This window comes from Candidatus Pantoea edessiphila (assembly GCF_002933345.1).
GTDB lineage: Bacteria > Pseudomonadota > Gammaproteobacteria > Enterobacterales > Enterobacteriaceae > Pantoea_C.
Genome location: NZ_PDKR01000002.1, coordinates 20,866 through 35,651 on the forward strand (window position 1 = coordinate 20,866; position 14,786 = coordinate 35,651).

At 27.4% G+C, this 14,786-nt stretch carries 14 protein-coding genes and 1 pseudogene; 13 read left to right on the top strand and 2 right to left on the bottom strand.

What is annotated here, in order from left to right; genetic code table 11:
- Positions 1-64 precede the first annotated feature (64 nt).
- The 4 genes from rplM (at position 65) to CRV09_RS01800 (ending at position 2,252) form a co-directional block, all read left to right on the top strand.
- Positions 65-493: a 50S ribosomal protein L13 gene (gene rplM, locus CRV09_RS01785; protein ID WP_136132429.1), complete on the top strand. Its 429-nt coding sequence runs from the start codon at positions 65-67 to the stop codon at positions 491-493.
- A gap of 19 nt (positions 494-512) precedes the next feature.
- Positions 513-911 carry a 30S ribosomal protein S9 gene (gene rpsI, locus CRV09_RS01790; RefSeq protein ID WP_136132430.1) on the top strand — a complete coding sequence of 133 codons (399 nt, stop codon included), beginning with the start codon at positions 513-515 and terminating at the stop codon, positions 909-911.
- A 231-nt stretch (positions 912-1,142) separates the two neighbouring features.
- Positions 1,143-1,787: a stringent starvation protein SspA gene (gene sspA / locus CRV09_RS01795; RefSeq protein ID WP_136132431.1), complete on the top strand. Its 645-nt coding sequence runs from the start codon at positions 1,143-1,145 to the stop codon at positions 1,785-1,787.
- Between the two features lie 3 nt (positions 1,788-1,790).
- Entirely contained in the window at positions 1,791-2,252 is a 462-nt protein-coding gene (locus CRV09_RS01800) for a ClpXP protease specificity-enhancing factor (RefSeq protein WP_136132432.1), read from the top strand.
- Positions 2,253-2,860: 608 nt separating this feature from the next.
- Here CRV09_RS01800 and lptB read toward each other — a convergent pair.
- A complete protein-coding gene (gene lptB / locus CRV09_RS01805; protein WP_136132433.1) occupies positions 2,861-3,520 on the bottom strand; it encodes an LPS export ABC transporter ATP-binding protein in 660 nt (219 codons plus the stop codon).
- A 364-nt stretch (positions 3,521-3,884) separates the two neighbouring features.
- On the opposite strand from lptB, the gene CRV09_RS01810 reads away from it, so the two are divergent.
- Entirely contained in the window at positions 3,885-4,142 is a 258-nt protein-coding gene (locus CRV09_RS01810; RefSeq protein ID WP_136132434.1) for a BolA family protein, read from the top strand.
- A 59-nt stretch (positions 4,143-4,201) separates the two neighbouring features.
- The gene (murA, locus tag CRV09_RS01815) at positions 4,202-5,464 is read left to right on the top strand and encodes a UDP-N-acetylglucosamine 1-carboxyvinyltransferase (protein WP_136132435.1); all 1,263 of its coding nucleotides are present in this window, start codon (positions 4,202-4,204) and stop codon (positions 5,462-5,464) included.
- Between the two features lie 8 nt (positions 5,465-5,472).
- On the opposite strand, the gene ispB is transcribed toward murA, so the two are convergent.
- On the bottom strand, positions 5,473-6,441 hold the full coding sequence (gene ispB / locus CRV09_RS01820) for an octaprenyl diphosphate synthase (RefSeq protein ID WP_136132436.1): 969 nt from the start codon (positions 6,439-6,441) through the stop codon (positions 5,473-5,475).
- Positions 6,442-6,669: 228 nt separating this feature from the next.
- Here ispB and rplU point away from each other — a divergent pair, with 228 nt between their 5' ends.
- From rplU to glmM, 7 genes and pseudogenes are all read left to right on the top strand, one after another.
- Positions 6,670-6,981, top strand: a complete 312-nt coding sequence (gene rplU / locus CRV09_RS01825) for a 50S ribosomal protein L21 (protein ID WP_136132437.1) — start codon at positions 6,670-6,672, stop codon at positions 6,979-6,981.
- A gap of 15 nt (positions 6,982-6,996) precedes the next feature.
- Positions 6,997-7,254, top strand: a complete 258-nt coding sequence (gene rpmA / locus CRV09_RS01830; protein ID WP_136132438.1) for a 50S ribosomal protein L27 — start codon at positions 6,997-6,999, stop codon at positions 7,252-7,254.
- A gap of 89 nt (positions 7,255-7,343) precedes the next feature.
- A pseudogene (gene cgtA / locus CRV09_RS01835) lies at positions 7,344-8,342 on the top strand (Obg family GTPase CgtA); the annotation flags it as partial.
- Positions 8,343-9,141: 799 nt separating this feature from the next.
- The gene (gene greA / locus CRV09_RS01840; RefSeq protein ID WP_136132440.1) at positions 9,142-9,618 is read left to right on the top strand and encodes a transcription elongation factor GreA; all 477 of its coding nucleotides are present in this window, start codon (positions 9,142-9,144) and stop codon (positions 9,616-9,618) included.
- A gap of 904 nt (positions 9,619-10,522) precedes the next feature.
- A complete protein-coding gene (gene ftsH, locus CRV09_RS01845) occupies positions 10,523-12,391 on the top strand; it encodes an ATP-dependent zinc metalloprotease FtsH (RefSeq protein ID WP_136132525.1) in 1,869 nt (622 codons plus the stop codon).
- 103 nt (positions 12,392-12,494) lie between these two features.
- Entirely contained in the window at positions 12,495-13,340 is an 846-nt protein-coding gene (gene folP / locus CRV09_RS01850; RefSeq protein WP_136132441.1) for a dihydropteroate synthase, read from the top strand.
- On the top strand, positions 13,333-14,694 hold the full coding sequence (gene glmM, locus CRV09_RS01855) for a phosphoglucosamine mutase (RefSeq protein ID WP_136132442.1): 1,362 nt from the start codon (positions 13,333-13,335) through the stop codon (positions 14,692-14,694). The genes folP and glmM overlap by 8 nt, the downstream gene beginning before the upstream one ends.
- Positions 14,695-14,786 lie beyond the last annotated feature (92 nt).

Sequence of the window (14,786 nt, forward strand, 5' to 3'; positions counted from 1 at the left end):
TCAATATTTTACTTAGATAATTGAAGATTTATAACATTAAACGCATATTTAGGTAAACTTTTTAATGAAAACTTTTATGGCTAAACAAAAAAATGTTCAACATGATAATTATATTATTGATGCATCTGGGAAAAATCTAGGTCGATTAGCAACTAAAATAGCATACCTTTTAAGAGGCAAACATAAAGTAGAATATACTCCACATGTTGATATTGGTGATTATATTATTGTCTTAAATGCTGAAAAGATTTTATTAACTGGTAATAAACGTTCTAACAAAATTTATTATCGCCATACTGGTTATATAGGTGGAATTAAAAAATCTACTTTTGAAGAAATGATTGTTCGTAATCCAGAACGAGTAATTAAAATAGCAGTTAAAGGAATGCTCCCGAAAACTAAATTGGGGGACGTTATGTATAGTAAGTTAAAAGTTTATATCGGGAATAATCATAAGCATGTAGCACAAAAACCTCATTTACTTAACATTTAACATAATAGAGAAAAAATCAATGGCTGAAATTCAGGGCTATAATTATGGTACTGGTCGTCGAAAAAGTTCATCTGCGCGTGTATTCATTAAATCAGGTAGTGGAAATATTTTAATAAATAAACGTTCTTTAGAAAAATATTTTGGTAGAAAAACTGCTTGTATGATTGTGATGCAACCTTTAGATCTACTTCACTTAACTAATAAATTAGATTTATATATTACTGTTAAAGGTGGTGGTGTTTCAGGTCAAGCCGGAGCAATTCGTCACGGTATAACTCGTGCGTTATTAAAATATGATAATGGATTACATGAAGACCTACGTAAAGCAGGTTTCATTACTCGTGATGCTCGTCAAGTTGAACGTAAAAAAGTAGGTTTACGTAAAGCACGACGCAGTCCACAATTTTCAAAACGTTAATTAATTTATTATTTAGAATAAGGAACGTAATTAATAAAAAACCTGCAGAGCAGGTTTTCTCTTTTTTAATTTAAAAATCAAGATAATATTTAAAATTTAGAATAATTATGCACTTATGGTTTAGATATTATAAATAACTTTAATATTATTTTTAAAGTATAATTTAATATTTAACTCATATATAATTATGAAATTTGTTATTTATATTACTAATAATAATGGAGGTTTTTAATGGCAGTAGCTGCTAATAAACGTTCAATAATGACGTTGTTTTCTGGTCCTGCTGATATTTTTAGTCATCAAGTTCGTATTGTATTAGCTGAAAAAGGTGTTAATGTAGAAATAGAGCAAGTTAAGATGGATAACTTACCTAAAGATCTAATCAAACTAAACCCATATGGAACTATTCCTACTCTTATAGACCGTGAATTAACATTATATGAATCACGCATTATAATGGAATATTTAGATGAAAGATTTCCACATCCACCATTAATGCCTGTCTATCCAATAGCGCGTGGAGAAAGTCGTTTAATAATACATCGTATAGATCGTGATTGGTATAGCATAGTTAATACTATAACAAATACTGCTGATATTAATGAAGCCCAATTGGCTTCTAAGAAGTTACGTGAAGAGCTACTTTCAATAGCTCCTTTATTCGACCATACGCAATTTTTTATGAGTGAAGAATTTAGTTTAGTAGACTGTTATTTAGCTCCGTTGCTTTGGCGTCTACCATTAATGGGTATAAACAAAGAAGAACTATATTCTAATTCTTTACAGGAATATATGAATCGAGTTTTTAATCGTCATTCTTTTGTAACTTCATTAACTGAAGTTGAACGTGAAATGCATTTTCAAATTAGGAGTTAGTCTGTGGAAAATTCAAACATTACTAATGTTCGTCCTTATTTATTACGTGCTTTTTATGATTGGTTATTAGATAATCAATTAACACCTTATCTATTGGTTAATATTAATACACCTGAAATTGAAGTACCTCTTATATATACTTCTAATGGTCAAATTATCTTAAACGTTGAACCACAAGCAGTAAAAGATTTAAATTTAGGTAATGATTTTATTACATTTAATACAAGATTTCATGGTATTTCACACTATATTAATCTTCCCATTAATTCTATTTTAGCAATTTATGCTCATGAAAACGGTATAGGTACTGTATTTGAATATGATAATCCATCAGATAAGAAAAATATAAATTTTCAAACTGATATAAAAAACTTACCGTTTAATAATAAATACTCTAATATCAAAGATAAAATTGACAAAAAAATTATTAACAAAAAACAACCTAAATTTCGTGTTATAAAATAATTTATTATCTTTAATAAAGTATTTTATTATTTATTTTTCAATAAATTGTAAATATGAATAAAAGAGCATATAGAGATTAGTTTTGTATTAAAATGTTATTACTGTACTGTATTGAAATGAGCTTTGCTATTTTGTATTATGATACAAATATTTACTATTTTATAATTTGATACATTGGCAGTTATATTGTTATTATAATATCTTATAAACTTCCATATAATAATTTTGATGCTTAGAATCATTAACTTTGTATCTATTCAGGTATATGTAAGAATTTTATATACTTTGATAAATATATAGATATATCTGGTGATAAATATATAGATATATCTGGAATTTAATATATTACGTATATTAAAGCTAACAAAGCAACATACTTTTAAAAGTATGTTTATTGATTAATTGTTATTAATATAACCATTAATAACCTATTTTAAGATTTATACTAAAATATATTTATTAAGATTATTAAATTAATTTAATTGAAAAATTATCAACAAATAATTTACAGGAAGTTAAATCAAAAAAAACTGGTATAAAAATAGTATATAATACAATAATATTTTATAGAAAATTAAGTTATTTCATAATTTAAAATTATTGCTTTTTTAAGCATTTGAAATAATTTTTCCTTGACTTAGTAAATAAACTCTTCTACAGATATTGAATATTTTATTAATATTTACATCGGTAATTATTATACCTATTCCTGTATTTGCTAAATGACTAATGACTTTTTTTATTATATTTACTTCATTTTCATCCATGTTTGAAAATGGTTCATCCATTATTATAAACTTGGGATTTGCAGTTACTGTACGAGCAATTTCTACAACTCTTCTATTTGCTCCATATAATTCACATCCCATATGTTTACGTAAGTATTCTATTTGTAATTCTTTTATTAAATTATTAGCATAATACTGACGTTGTTTTTCATTAAAGTCTTCTCGAACCTGAAGTACAGCCATAATATTATCGTAAACACTTAATCGACGGAAAATAGATGGTTCTTTTGGAAGATATCCAATCCCAATTTTTCTACGATTATATAAAGATAAAGCACTTATATCATTATTGTCTATAATAATTTTACCTTTATCAATTGGAACGATACCTATCAATATATAGCATATTATAGTTTTACCAGAACTATTAGGACCAGATAATCCAATAATTTCTCCGGATTTTATTTGCAAACTTAGGTTGTCTATTACATTTATTTTTTTATATATTTTAGTTAGTTTTTCTACAATTAATATTGACATAATTATTGATCTAATTTATTTAATATATTCATAATATTAAATTAATTTTATTAACAAACATTAATTTAATAATTGATTTTTTTAATATTTTTTTAAATAAATAATTTTATTTAATACAATAGAATATAAAATTAACAATGATCTTGAATGATTTAATATAATTTAGTAAAATGACATTTTTGATTTATATTTGTTTCTTAATATATACCAAGAAAATATATTTTGTTGGTATACAATTATTAACAAATATTATGTTTAATTAATAATGAATAATTATACAAATAAATTTAATAACTAGATATATTATAGAATCTAAAAATTTATTCAGATAGATTTGTTAAAAAACAAAGTGAAATAAATAAAAATGAAAGATAGTGAAATTAAGAAATTGTTGATTACATCTTTACCTTTAGAAAAGGTTTATGTTAGTAGTGATAGTAGTAATTATTTCAAGATAATAGCTGTGGGTAAAATATTTAGTAAACTTAACTATGTTCAAAAACAACAATTAATTTATAAACAATTGGCTAAATACATTTCAAACAATACAATTCATGCTATTTCCATAAAAACGTATACTCCTGAAGAATGGTCAAGTAATAAAGAGATAGGTAATTTTTAATTATTGAGTGTATATATTATTATAATCTATCATAGACAATATTTTTAGGTGTATTGCTAATGGAAAAATTTCGTGTTCAAGGACCAACACGTCTAAAAGGTAACGTATTTATTTCTGGTGCAAAAAATTCAGCATTACCTATTTTATTCGCAACTTTACTTACTAATGAATCTATTGAAATTCAAAATGTACCTAATTTACGTGATATTGATATTGCCATAAAAATTCTTAGCCAGTTAGGTGCAACAATTGAACGTAATGGTTCTATATGTTGTATTAATACTAGCACAGTTAATAGTTGTTTAGTACTGTATGATATAGTTAAAAATATGCGTGCTTCAATTTGGGCTCTTGGTCCGTTATTAGCAAGATTTGGCCAAGGGCAAATTTTTTTTCCAGGAGGTTGCGCTATTGGTGATCGTCCTATTGATTTGCATATTAATGTACTTCAGCAACTAGGAGCTACAATAAAATTAGAAGATGGTTCTATTAAAGCCAATATTGATAGAAAATTGAAAGGTGCTCATATTATTATGAATAAAATAAGTGTCGGAGCTACTGTTACTTTGATGATCACAGCTATATTAGCTGTTGGTATAACCACTATTAAAAACGCAGCAAAGGAACCAGAAATTGTAGATACGGCAAATTTTCTTAACATGCTCGGTGCTAAAATTAATGGTGTAGGAAGTAATGAAATTACTATTGAAGGTGTTAAACGATTAGGTGGAGGAGTTTATCGTATTCTACCAGATCGTATAGAAACTGGCACATTTCTTGTAGCAGCCGCAATATCGGGTGGTAGTGTTGTTTGTCTTAATACATTACCTAAACTTCTAGATGTTGTATTGGAAAAATTACATAATGCAGGTGCTGATATCAAAATTGGTTCAAATTGGATAGGACTTGATATGCATGGTAAACGTCCAAAAGCAGTTAATATTTATACTCAACCATACCCTGGATTTCCCACTGATATGCAAGCTCAATTTAGTTTATTAAACTTAGTATCAGAAGGGATAGGTATTGTTACAGAAACTATATTTGAAAATAGATTCATGCATATACCGGAACTTATACGTATGGGTGCTAATGCTAAAATAGAAAACAATACTACTATTTGTAAAGGAGTTAAAAATTTATTGGGAACTCAAGTAATAGCGCCTGACTTAAGATCATCAGCTAGTTTAGTATTAGCAGGTTGTGTCGCAAAAGGAACAACAATAATTGATAATATTCACCATATAGATCGAGGTTATGAACACATAGAACTAAAATTATCTTCTATAGGGGCTAAAATAGAACGTATAATTGAAGAATAGCTTAATTATTAATAAGTTCTTTGTACCAAAATATTCGCAAGTGATCTTAATGCATCACTCCATGGATTTTCAGGAATTACTCTCAATGCTTGTATAGCCTTATTTATCTCATATTCTGCTCTTTTACGTGTCCATTCCAATGAACCATATTGGCTCATTATTTTTAATATCTGATCCATCAAATCACTACTACCTTGCTCAATTGCTATACGAATCATTTTTTTTTGTTCTAATGAGCTATTTTGTATTGCATGTAATAAAGGAAATGTAAGTTTCCCTTCTTCTAAGTCATTACCTATCTTTTTTCCTGTTTTTTCGATATTTGAGTTATAATCTAAAATGTCGTCGATTAATTGAAAGGCAACACCTATATGGAATCCATAAATTTTTAGTGCTTTTTCTTGTAATGGATCTGCATTTGCAATAATGCAGGAAGTTTGTGCTGCAGCTTCAAATAAATGAGCAGTTTTTCTATAAATAACGTTCATGTAATTTTCTTCAGAAATATTTACATTATTGCAATTTATTAATTGTAAAATTTCTCCTTCAACTATCGAATTTATTGTTTCAGATATTAATGATATAATTTTCATAGACCCTATGCTAACCATCATTTGAAAAACTTTAGTATAAATAAAGTCTCCTACTAATACACTAGATGAATTACCAAATTTTATATTAGCTGCTGTTTTACCGCGACGAAGACGAGATTCATCAATCACATCATCATGTAATAATGTTGCAGTATGAATCAATTCTATCATTGCTGCATTAATTATATGTAATCTACCTTGATAACCAATAGAAAGGGCGGATAACAAAGCTACTATAGGTCTTATACGCTTACCTCCGCTATTAATAATATGAGAACCCAACTCATTAATAAGCGATACACTAGAATCCAACTGATTAAAAATGGCTCTGTCAACATCTTTTATGTCTTTTTCAATTAGAGTGTTAATTTGTTTTAAATTCATTTCTCTTGTCTTTCTTTATTTTATTATTAACTATTATTAATCAAATTATTGTTTAATATACTTTATATTATATATAATTTATTTAATAAATAATATTGAATTTTTATTTTATATAATATTGTTTGATTATACTATTGTTTTAATTTAACAGTTTGTGTAAAATTCGATTTTTTATGAAGAATAATATTCTAATTAAATAACTAAAATAATAATTAAGGTAAAATTTATATGTATGCTATTTTTCAAAGTGGTGGCAAACAATATAAGGCGACTGAAGGACAGATCATTAGATTGGAAAAATTAGATGTTAAAACTGGAAATTTTATCAAATTCAATAATATTTTAATGATTTCAGGCGACAAATGCTTAAAAGTTGGCACACCATTTGTCTTGAACAGTAATATTAATGCAGAAATTATTAATCATGGGCGTGATAAGAAGATTAAAATTATTAAGTTTCGTCGTCGTAAACATTACCGTAAACAACAAGGACACCGTCAATGGTTTACTGATGTTAAAATTGTTAACATTAACTTTTAAAAGAGGATTTTAAAATTGGCACATAAAAAAGCTGGTGGTTCATCTAGAAATGGGCGTGATTCTCATTCAAAACGCCTAGGTGTAAAGTGCTTTGGTGGCGAGTATGTTGTAGCTGGAAATATTATTATTAGACAAAGAGGTACTAAGTTTCATGCTGGTAAAAATGTAGGATGCGGTCGAGATCATACCTTATTCGCTCTTACAAATGGAAAAATTAAATTTGAGGTTAAAGGATCAAAAAATCGTAAATACGTTAATGTAATTAATTTATAAATTATTACTATTATTGATAAGTGAATTAATTGTCATTCACTAATTCAATCTATGATTGATGTACTTAAAAATAGTAGTGGAAGTATCTAATGAAATTTATTGATGAGGCAACTATTTCAGTTATTGCAGGTGATGGAGGTAATGGTTGTATTAGTTTTCGTCGTGAAAAATATGTACCAAAAGGAGGTCCAGACGGTGGTGATGGAGGTGATGGGGGTGATGTTTACATAATAGCTGATGAAAATTTAAATACATTATTCGATTTTTGTTTTAAGAAAACTTTTCATGCTGAAAATGGTAAAAATGGAAAAGGTAGTAATTGTAGAGGAAAACGTGGGAAAGACGTTATTGTTAAAGTACCGTTAGGTACTCGTATTATTGACTGTAATACAAAAAAAATAGTCAAGGACATGATATACCATAATCAAAAATTAAAAATTGGGAAAGGCGGATGGCATGGTTTAGGTAACGCTCGTTTTAAATCTTCCATTAACCGTAATCCATATCAAAGAACTATAGGTACAAAAGGAGAAAGACGTAATTTACAACTCAAATTAATGTTATTAGCTGATGTTGGAATATTAGGTTTACCAAATGCTGGAAAATCTACGCTAATTAGTAATATTTCTGCTGCTAAACCAAAAGTAGCCAATTATCCTTTTACTACTTTAGTCCCAACTTTAGGAGTAGTAAACGCAGAAGATAATAAAAAATTTATTATTGCAGATATTCCTGGATTAGTAAAAGGTGCAGCAGAAGGTATTGGTTTAGGAATAAGGTTTTTAAAACATTTAGAACGTTGTAAATTATTATTACATCTAGTTGATATTACAAATATTGACAATGATTTTGATTTAATAAAAGATATAAATATTATAATTGACGAGTTAAAGAAATATAATCACGATTTATTTCAAAAGCCACGTTGGCTAATTTTTAATAAAGTTGATTTATTAGATGAACAGAAAGTTCAAGTACAAATTGAGAAAATTATAAGTCATTTAGAATGGAAAGATAGATATTATCTGATTTCCGGTCTTAATAGAACAAGAGTTAATAGGTTATGTTCTGATTTATCAGAATTCATCTATTTAAAAAAATAAAATAATAGATTTTAGTTTTTATATTAACAATATTAAATTGAGTAATTGAGTAATTGAGTAAAACATCGACTCAATGTGTGTTCTTTTGTTTTGAGTTGTTTAATAATCAAGCTTTTTATCTATTTTAATTTTAGTTTTTAAAATAATGATTATAGTTATATTTAAATATATTTATTATATTATTATGTAATAAGTTAAAGTAATGTAATAAGTTAAAGTAAAAATTTTACTTTGTAAAGTATACAATTAAAAAACTCTTTGTCGATTATATAAAAATATTATTTAATAATATACAATATATTTCATATATTTATATATTAATTTGATATATATAAGTTATATTAATTAGAGTTGTCATTACTTTTTATATAATGTTCTCTGTAAACAAACATATATTATTACATTTATAGTTATATTTAATAAATAAATTTTAATGCAAAATTAAGCAAAAAAGATATTTTTATGACATTGATTTTATTAATAAAACCATAAAGAAACATATCATATTATATTATAAACAATGAAAACTAATCAAATTACTTTAAAATATAATATATTAAATTCAGAAAAATATTATAAAAACATAAAATTTATAAAAAGCTAATTATTTTAATTGGAGATGATAAATTATAAAATTTTATTACCTAATAATATTTTACAAATATAATTGTTTTATTTATAAAATGATAGTTAAGGAGAGGCAATATTCTCTTAAAGAACACTTTCTTTAACCACTGATCAGGAGAAATAATTAAGATAGATGAGAAAATAAGGAAATCATTAAATGAATCAAATTCCAATGACCTTAAAAGGTGTTGAAAAGTTAAGAAAAGAGCTAAATGAACTAAAAACTATTAAACGTCCCCGTATCATCGCTTCTATAGCTGAAGCACGTGAATATGGAGATTTAAAGGAAAATGCAGAATATCATGCTGCTCGTGAAGAGCAAGAATTTTGTGAAAGTCGTATTAAGGAAATTCAAATAAAACTCTCTAATGCTCAGATAATTGATATTACTCAAATACCAAACACCGGACGTGTAATCTTTGGTTCAACAGTAAGCATTATTAATATTAATACAAATGAACAATTTACTTACAGAATTGTAGGTGATGATGAAGCTGATTTTAAAAAAAATTTAATATCTATAAATTCACCTATGGCTAGGGGTTTAATTAGCAAAAAATCTAACGATGTTGCAATGATTAAAACTCCAGGTGGTGATGTGAAATATAAAATTTTAAATGTTGAATATCTTTAGAAATTAATGTGTTAAAAAATTAATTATAAAATATGACAGAAAAGGCTACGGAAGCGTGGCCTTTTTGATTAATTAAAATAAATAATATTTGATATGCTTTTATTAAAATTTATTTTTCTTTATAACATAATTTCCAATATATTAATTAAATTATTTTATCAATTTAATATTGATAATTGTTCATTCTATTTAGTTTTATTAGAGTAAAATAATAATTTTAATATCTTTCTTGAATATTTAAGATTAATCTTAAATTTTTCTATAAAGGGATTGAAAATAGATACTTCTATCGCCATTTCTTTTTTATAACTATAAAAATTTTTCAAAACCTAATTAGGTTAAGATTTAAATATATCTATATAATATAGTTACCTTATAAATAACGTATAAATCATAATTTAAACTTTAAATATTTTGTCTATTTTAGAATTAAATAATAATATCGAGATTTAATATGTTATAAAATTTTATTTTCTTTAAATTTTTACAAAAAATATTATTTTTTCTTAAAATTTACATCTGATTTATAAAAATAAATATATTAAAGATTGTTTTGCTAACTGTGAAATAGAAATTGGAAATCTTATAAATTTTATTTTAATGTTAGAAAATAGATTAATATAATACATTAATTAATATATTATATTATTTTAGGGATTATGATGAACTATGATATTTTAGGAATAAATGAATATTTATAAGTATTGTATTAAGTTATATCAATATATAGATATAATTATTAAACTTAAGTATTGGATTTTTGCATAAATTACATGATATTAAAATCAAGTAAAATAGATAAAATTTAAATAAGTAGGTATTTAAATTCCAAAGGTAACAGAATGATAATACTACTATATCTATTAACATGTGTTGCAACGTTGAGGTTAATCCTTTGAGCGATATGGTGAAAAACCTAATCCTTTGGTTGGTCATCGCGATAGTATTGATGTCTTTATTTCAAAGTTTTGGACCAAATGAGCTAATTAGTCATAAAATTGATTATTCGACTTTTTTATCAGAAGTAAATCAAGAGAGGATTCGTGAAGTTCGTATCGATGGGCGTGAAGTCACTGTCATTAAGAAAGATAATCATAAATATAAAACTTATATCCCCATTAATGATTCTAAGCTACTTGATAATTTACTAACTAAAAATGTTAGAGTAGTTGGTGTCCCACCAGAAGAACCAAGTTTATTAGCTTCTATATTTATATCTTGGTTTCCAATGATTATTCTAATAGGTGTTTGGGCTTTTTTTATGCGTCAGATACAAGGTGGTGGTAGAGGAGCGATGTCCTTTGGTAAAAATAAAGCACGCATGCTAGCTGAAGATCAAGTAAAAATTACTTTTGCTGATGTTGCAGGTTGTGATGAAGCAAAAGAGGAAGTAAGTGAATTAGTTGAATATTTACGTGAGCCTAGTCGTTTCCAAAAATTAGGTGGTAAAATTCCTAGAGGTATTTTAATGGTTGGTCCGCCTGGAACGGGAAAGACTCTATTAGCTAAGGCAATAGCTGGTGAAGCAAAAGTACCTTTTTTTGCTATATCTGGTTCTGATTTTGTAGAAATGTTTGTAGGAGTAGGCGCTTCTCGTGTCAGAGATATGTTTGAACAAGCTAAAAAAACAGCACCTTGTATTATTTTTATTGATGAAATCGATGCAGTAGGTCGTCAGAGGGGAGCTGGTTTAGGAGGGGGACATGATGAACGTGAACAAACATTAAATCAAATGCTAGTTGAGATGGATGGTTTTGAAGGAAACGAAGGCATAATAGTTGTTGCAGCAACAAATCGTCCCGATGTTCTTGATCCTGCATTACTACGTCCTGGTCGTTTTGATCGCCAAGTTGTAGTAGGATTACCTGATGTTCGTGGTAGAGAACAAATTTTGAGAGTTCATATGCGTCGTGTACCACTTTCATCAGATGTTGACCCTACTATTATAGCACGTGGTACTCCAGGTTTTTCTGGCGCTGATTTAGCTAATCTTGTTAATGAAGCAGCATTATTTGCAGCAAGGATAAACAAATTAGTTGTTTCAATGATTGAATTTGAAAAAGCAAAAGATAAAATAATGATGGGTGCGGAACGTCGTTCTTTGGTAATGACAGAATCACAAAAAGAATCAACTGCTTATCATGAAGCAGGACATGCTATTATTGGACGTTTAGTTCCAGAACATAATCCAGTTCATAAAGTAACCATAATTCCTCGAGGTCGTGCTTTAGGTATTACTTTTTTTCTTCCAAAAGACGATGAAATTAGTATAAGTAGAAAAAAATTAGAAAGTCAAATTTCTACGCTATATGGTGGTCGCTTAGCAGAAGAAATAATTTATGGCGTGGACTACGTTTCTACTGGTGCTTCAAATGATATTAAAATTGCTACTAATTTAGCTAAAAACATGGTTACCCAATGGGGATTTTCTGAAAAATTAGGTCCATTGCTATATGTTGAAGAAGAAAATGAAATTTTTTTAGGACGATCAGTAGCTAAAGCTAAACATATGTCTGATGAAACTGCACGTATTATAGATCAAGAGGTAAAACGTTTAGTAGATAGCAACTATCAGCGAGCTAGATCTATTCTTTATGAGAATATAGATATATTGCATGCGATGAAAGATGCTTTAATGAAATACGAAACTATCGATGCATTACAAATAGATGACTTAATGTCAAGACGTCAAGTTAGGTGTCCAGCTAGCTGGAAAAATTCAGGTAATATTAAAACACAACAAAATGAAATTAATTCTGCAAATGAATCATAAAATCCAACTTAAATAATAATAATACTAATAGGCATAATAAAAATGATTAGTTAAAGTATTATAATATTTAATTTTAAAATTAATTGATTTAGGGTTTAAAATTGTGAGATTATTTGCTAGGGATTCGTGTTTAGTTTTATCCAATACGAAAGTGATGGGTATTTTAAATGTTACACCTGATTCTTTTTCGGATGGCGGTAAGTATAATTCATTATCAAGTGCTTTGCTGCAAGTCAAAAATATGATTAATGCAGGAGCTAATATTATTGATGTAGGAGGAAAATCAACTCGTCCTGGAGCTGTTAATATAAGCATTGAAGAAGAGCTAGAACGTGTAATACCCGTAATTGAAGCTATTACAAAAAATTTTGACATTTGGATTTCGATAGATACTTCTAGAACGGAGGTGATGAAGGAATCTTTACGAGCAGGTGCTCATATCATTAATGATATTCATTCATTATCTGAAGATGGAGCAGTAGAATTAGCTGCCATGAATAATTATCCTGTTTGTTTAACACATAATCCTATTATTTTATCTTCTTATAAATCAAGCAAACACGAAAATATTATTGATGTAGTGAATATATATTTTTCTAAAAAAATTGCTTATTATGAAAAATCAGGGATAAAAAAAAATAATATTATACTAGATCCAGGTTTTGGTTTTGGTAAGAGTTTACTTCATAATTATCAATTATTAGCTAATTTAAAAAAATTCCATCATTTTGGTTTGCCATTATTAATAGGAGTTTCACGTAAATCAATGATAGGCAATTTGTTAAAAATTATTAATCCAACAGATCGTTTAGTAGGAAGTATTTCTTGTGCAGTAATTGCTTTAATGCAAGATATTCAAATTATTCGTGTACATGATGTTAAAGAAACTTTAGAAGCGATCAATATAGTAAATACTGTGCAAAAAATGAAGGAATGCAGTTATGGGTAATCTCAAATATTTCGGTACTGATGGGATTAGAGGGAAGGTTGGAAAATTGCCAATTACACCTGATTTTGTTTTAAAGTTAGGTTGGGCGGCAGGAAAAGTCCTTACAAGAAATAGATCAAAACATGGATCGAAAAAAATAATAGTAGGTAAAGACACTCGTATTTCTGGGTATATGTTAGAATCGGCATTAGAATCAGGCTTATCTGCAGCAGGTTTATCTGCAGCATTTACTGGTCCAATGCCAACACCTGCCATAGCTTATTTAACTAGAACTTTTAGAGCAGAAGCAGGTATTGTTATTTCTGCTTCACACAATCCTTATGATGATAATGGTATTAAATTTTTTTCTTCAAAAGGTACTAAATTACCTGATTATGTAGAAGAATGTATCGAATTAGAAATGGAAAAACCTATAACTTGTGTTGAATCTGCACAACTAGGACGTGCTAGTCGAATTGTTGATGCATCAGGCCGTTATATTGAATTTTGTAAAGGAACTTTCCCGAATAATCTAAATCTTAACGGATTAAAAATTGTTGTTGATTGTGCAAATGGATCTACCTATCATATCGCTCCTAATGTATTAAATGAGCTAGGAGCTAAAGTAATTCCTATTGCTGTACAACCTAATGGTATAAATATTAATAAAGAATGTGGTACATCACATGTTTATATGTTACAACGTGTACTTTCAGAAAAAGCTGATTTAGGTTTATCCTATGATGGTGATGGAGATCGTATTACTATGATTGATCATTTAGGACAAAAAATAGATGGTGATCAAATTCTTTATATCATTGCACGGGAAGGTCTACTGCAGGGTAATTTACGTGGTGGAGCAGTAGGTACCTTAATGAGTAACATAGGATTAGAAATTTCACTCAAAAAACTTGGAATTCCTTTTGAGCGTGCAAAAGTAGGAGATCGTTATGTAATTGAAAAAATGAATGAAAAAGGGTGGAGATTAGGCGCTGAAAATTCAGGCCACGTAATTTTATTAGACAAAACCACTACTGGTGATGGTATTATTGCTAGTTTACAAGTACTTACTGCAATGGTTCGTAATCAAATGAGTTTACATGATTTATGTGATGGTATCAAAATGTTACCTCAAATATTGGTAAATATTCATGTATCTAATAATAAAAATCCTTTGCAAAACAATAAAGTGAAAATTTTATTTAATGAAATAGAAAAAGAATTATTAGGATGTGGTAGAGTACTAATAAGAAAGTCAGGTACTGAACCTTTTATTCGTGTCATGGTAGAAGGTAAAGATGAAAAACAAATAAAAGAACTATCTGATCGTCTTGTGAATGAAATTAAATTAAGTATTAGTATTGATGAATTATAAATTAATTGAAGTTATAGTATTTTAAAAATATTGCAGAAAAAAAGTTTCTTTTATAACATTTCTGTTATAATTTAATTGAATTATAGTGATTT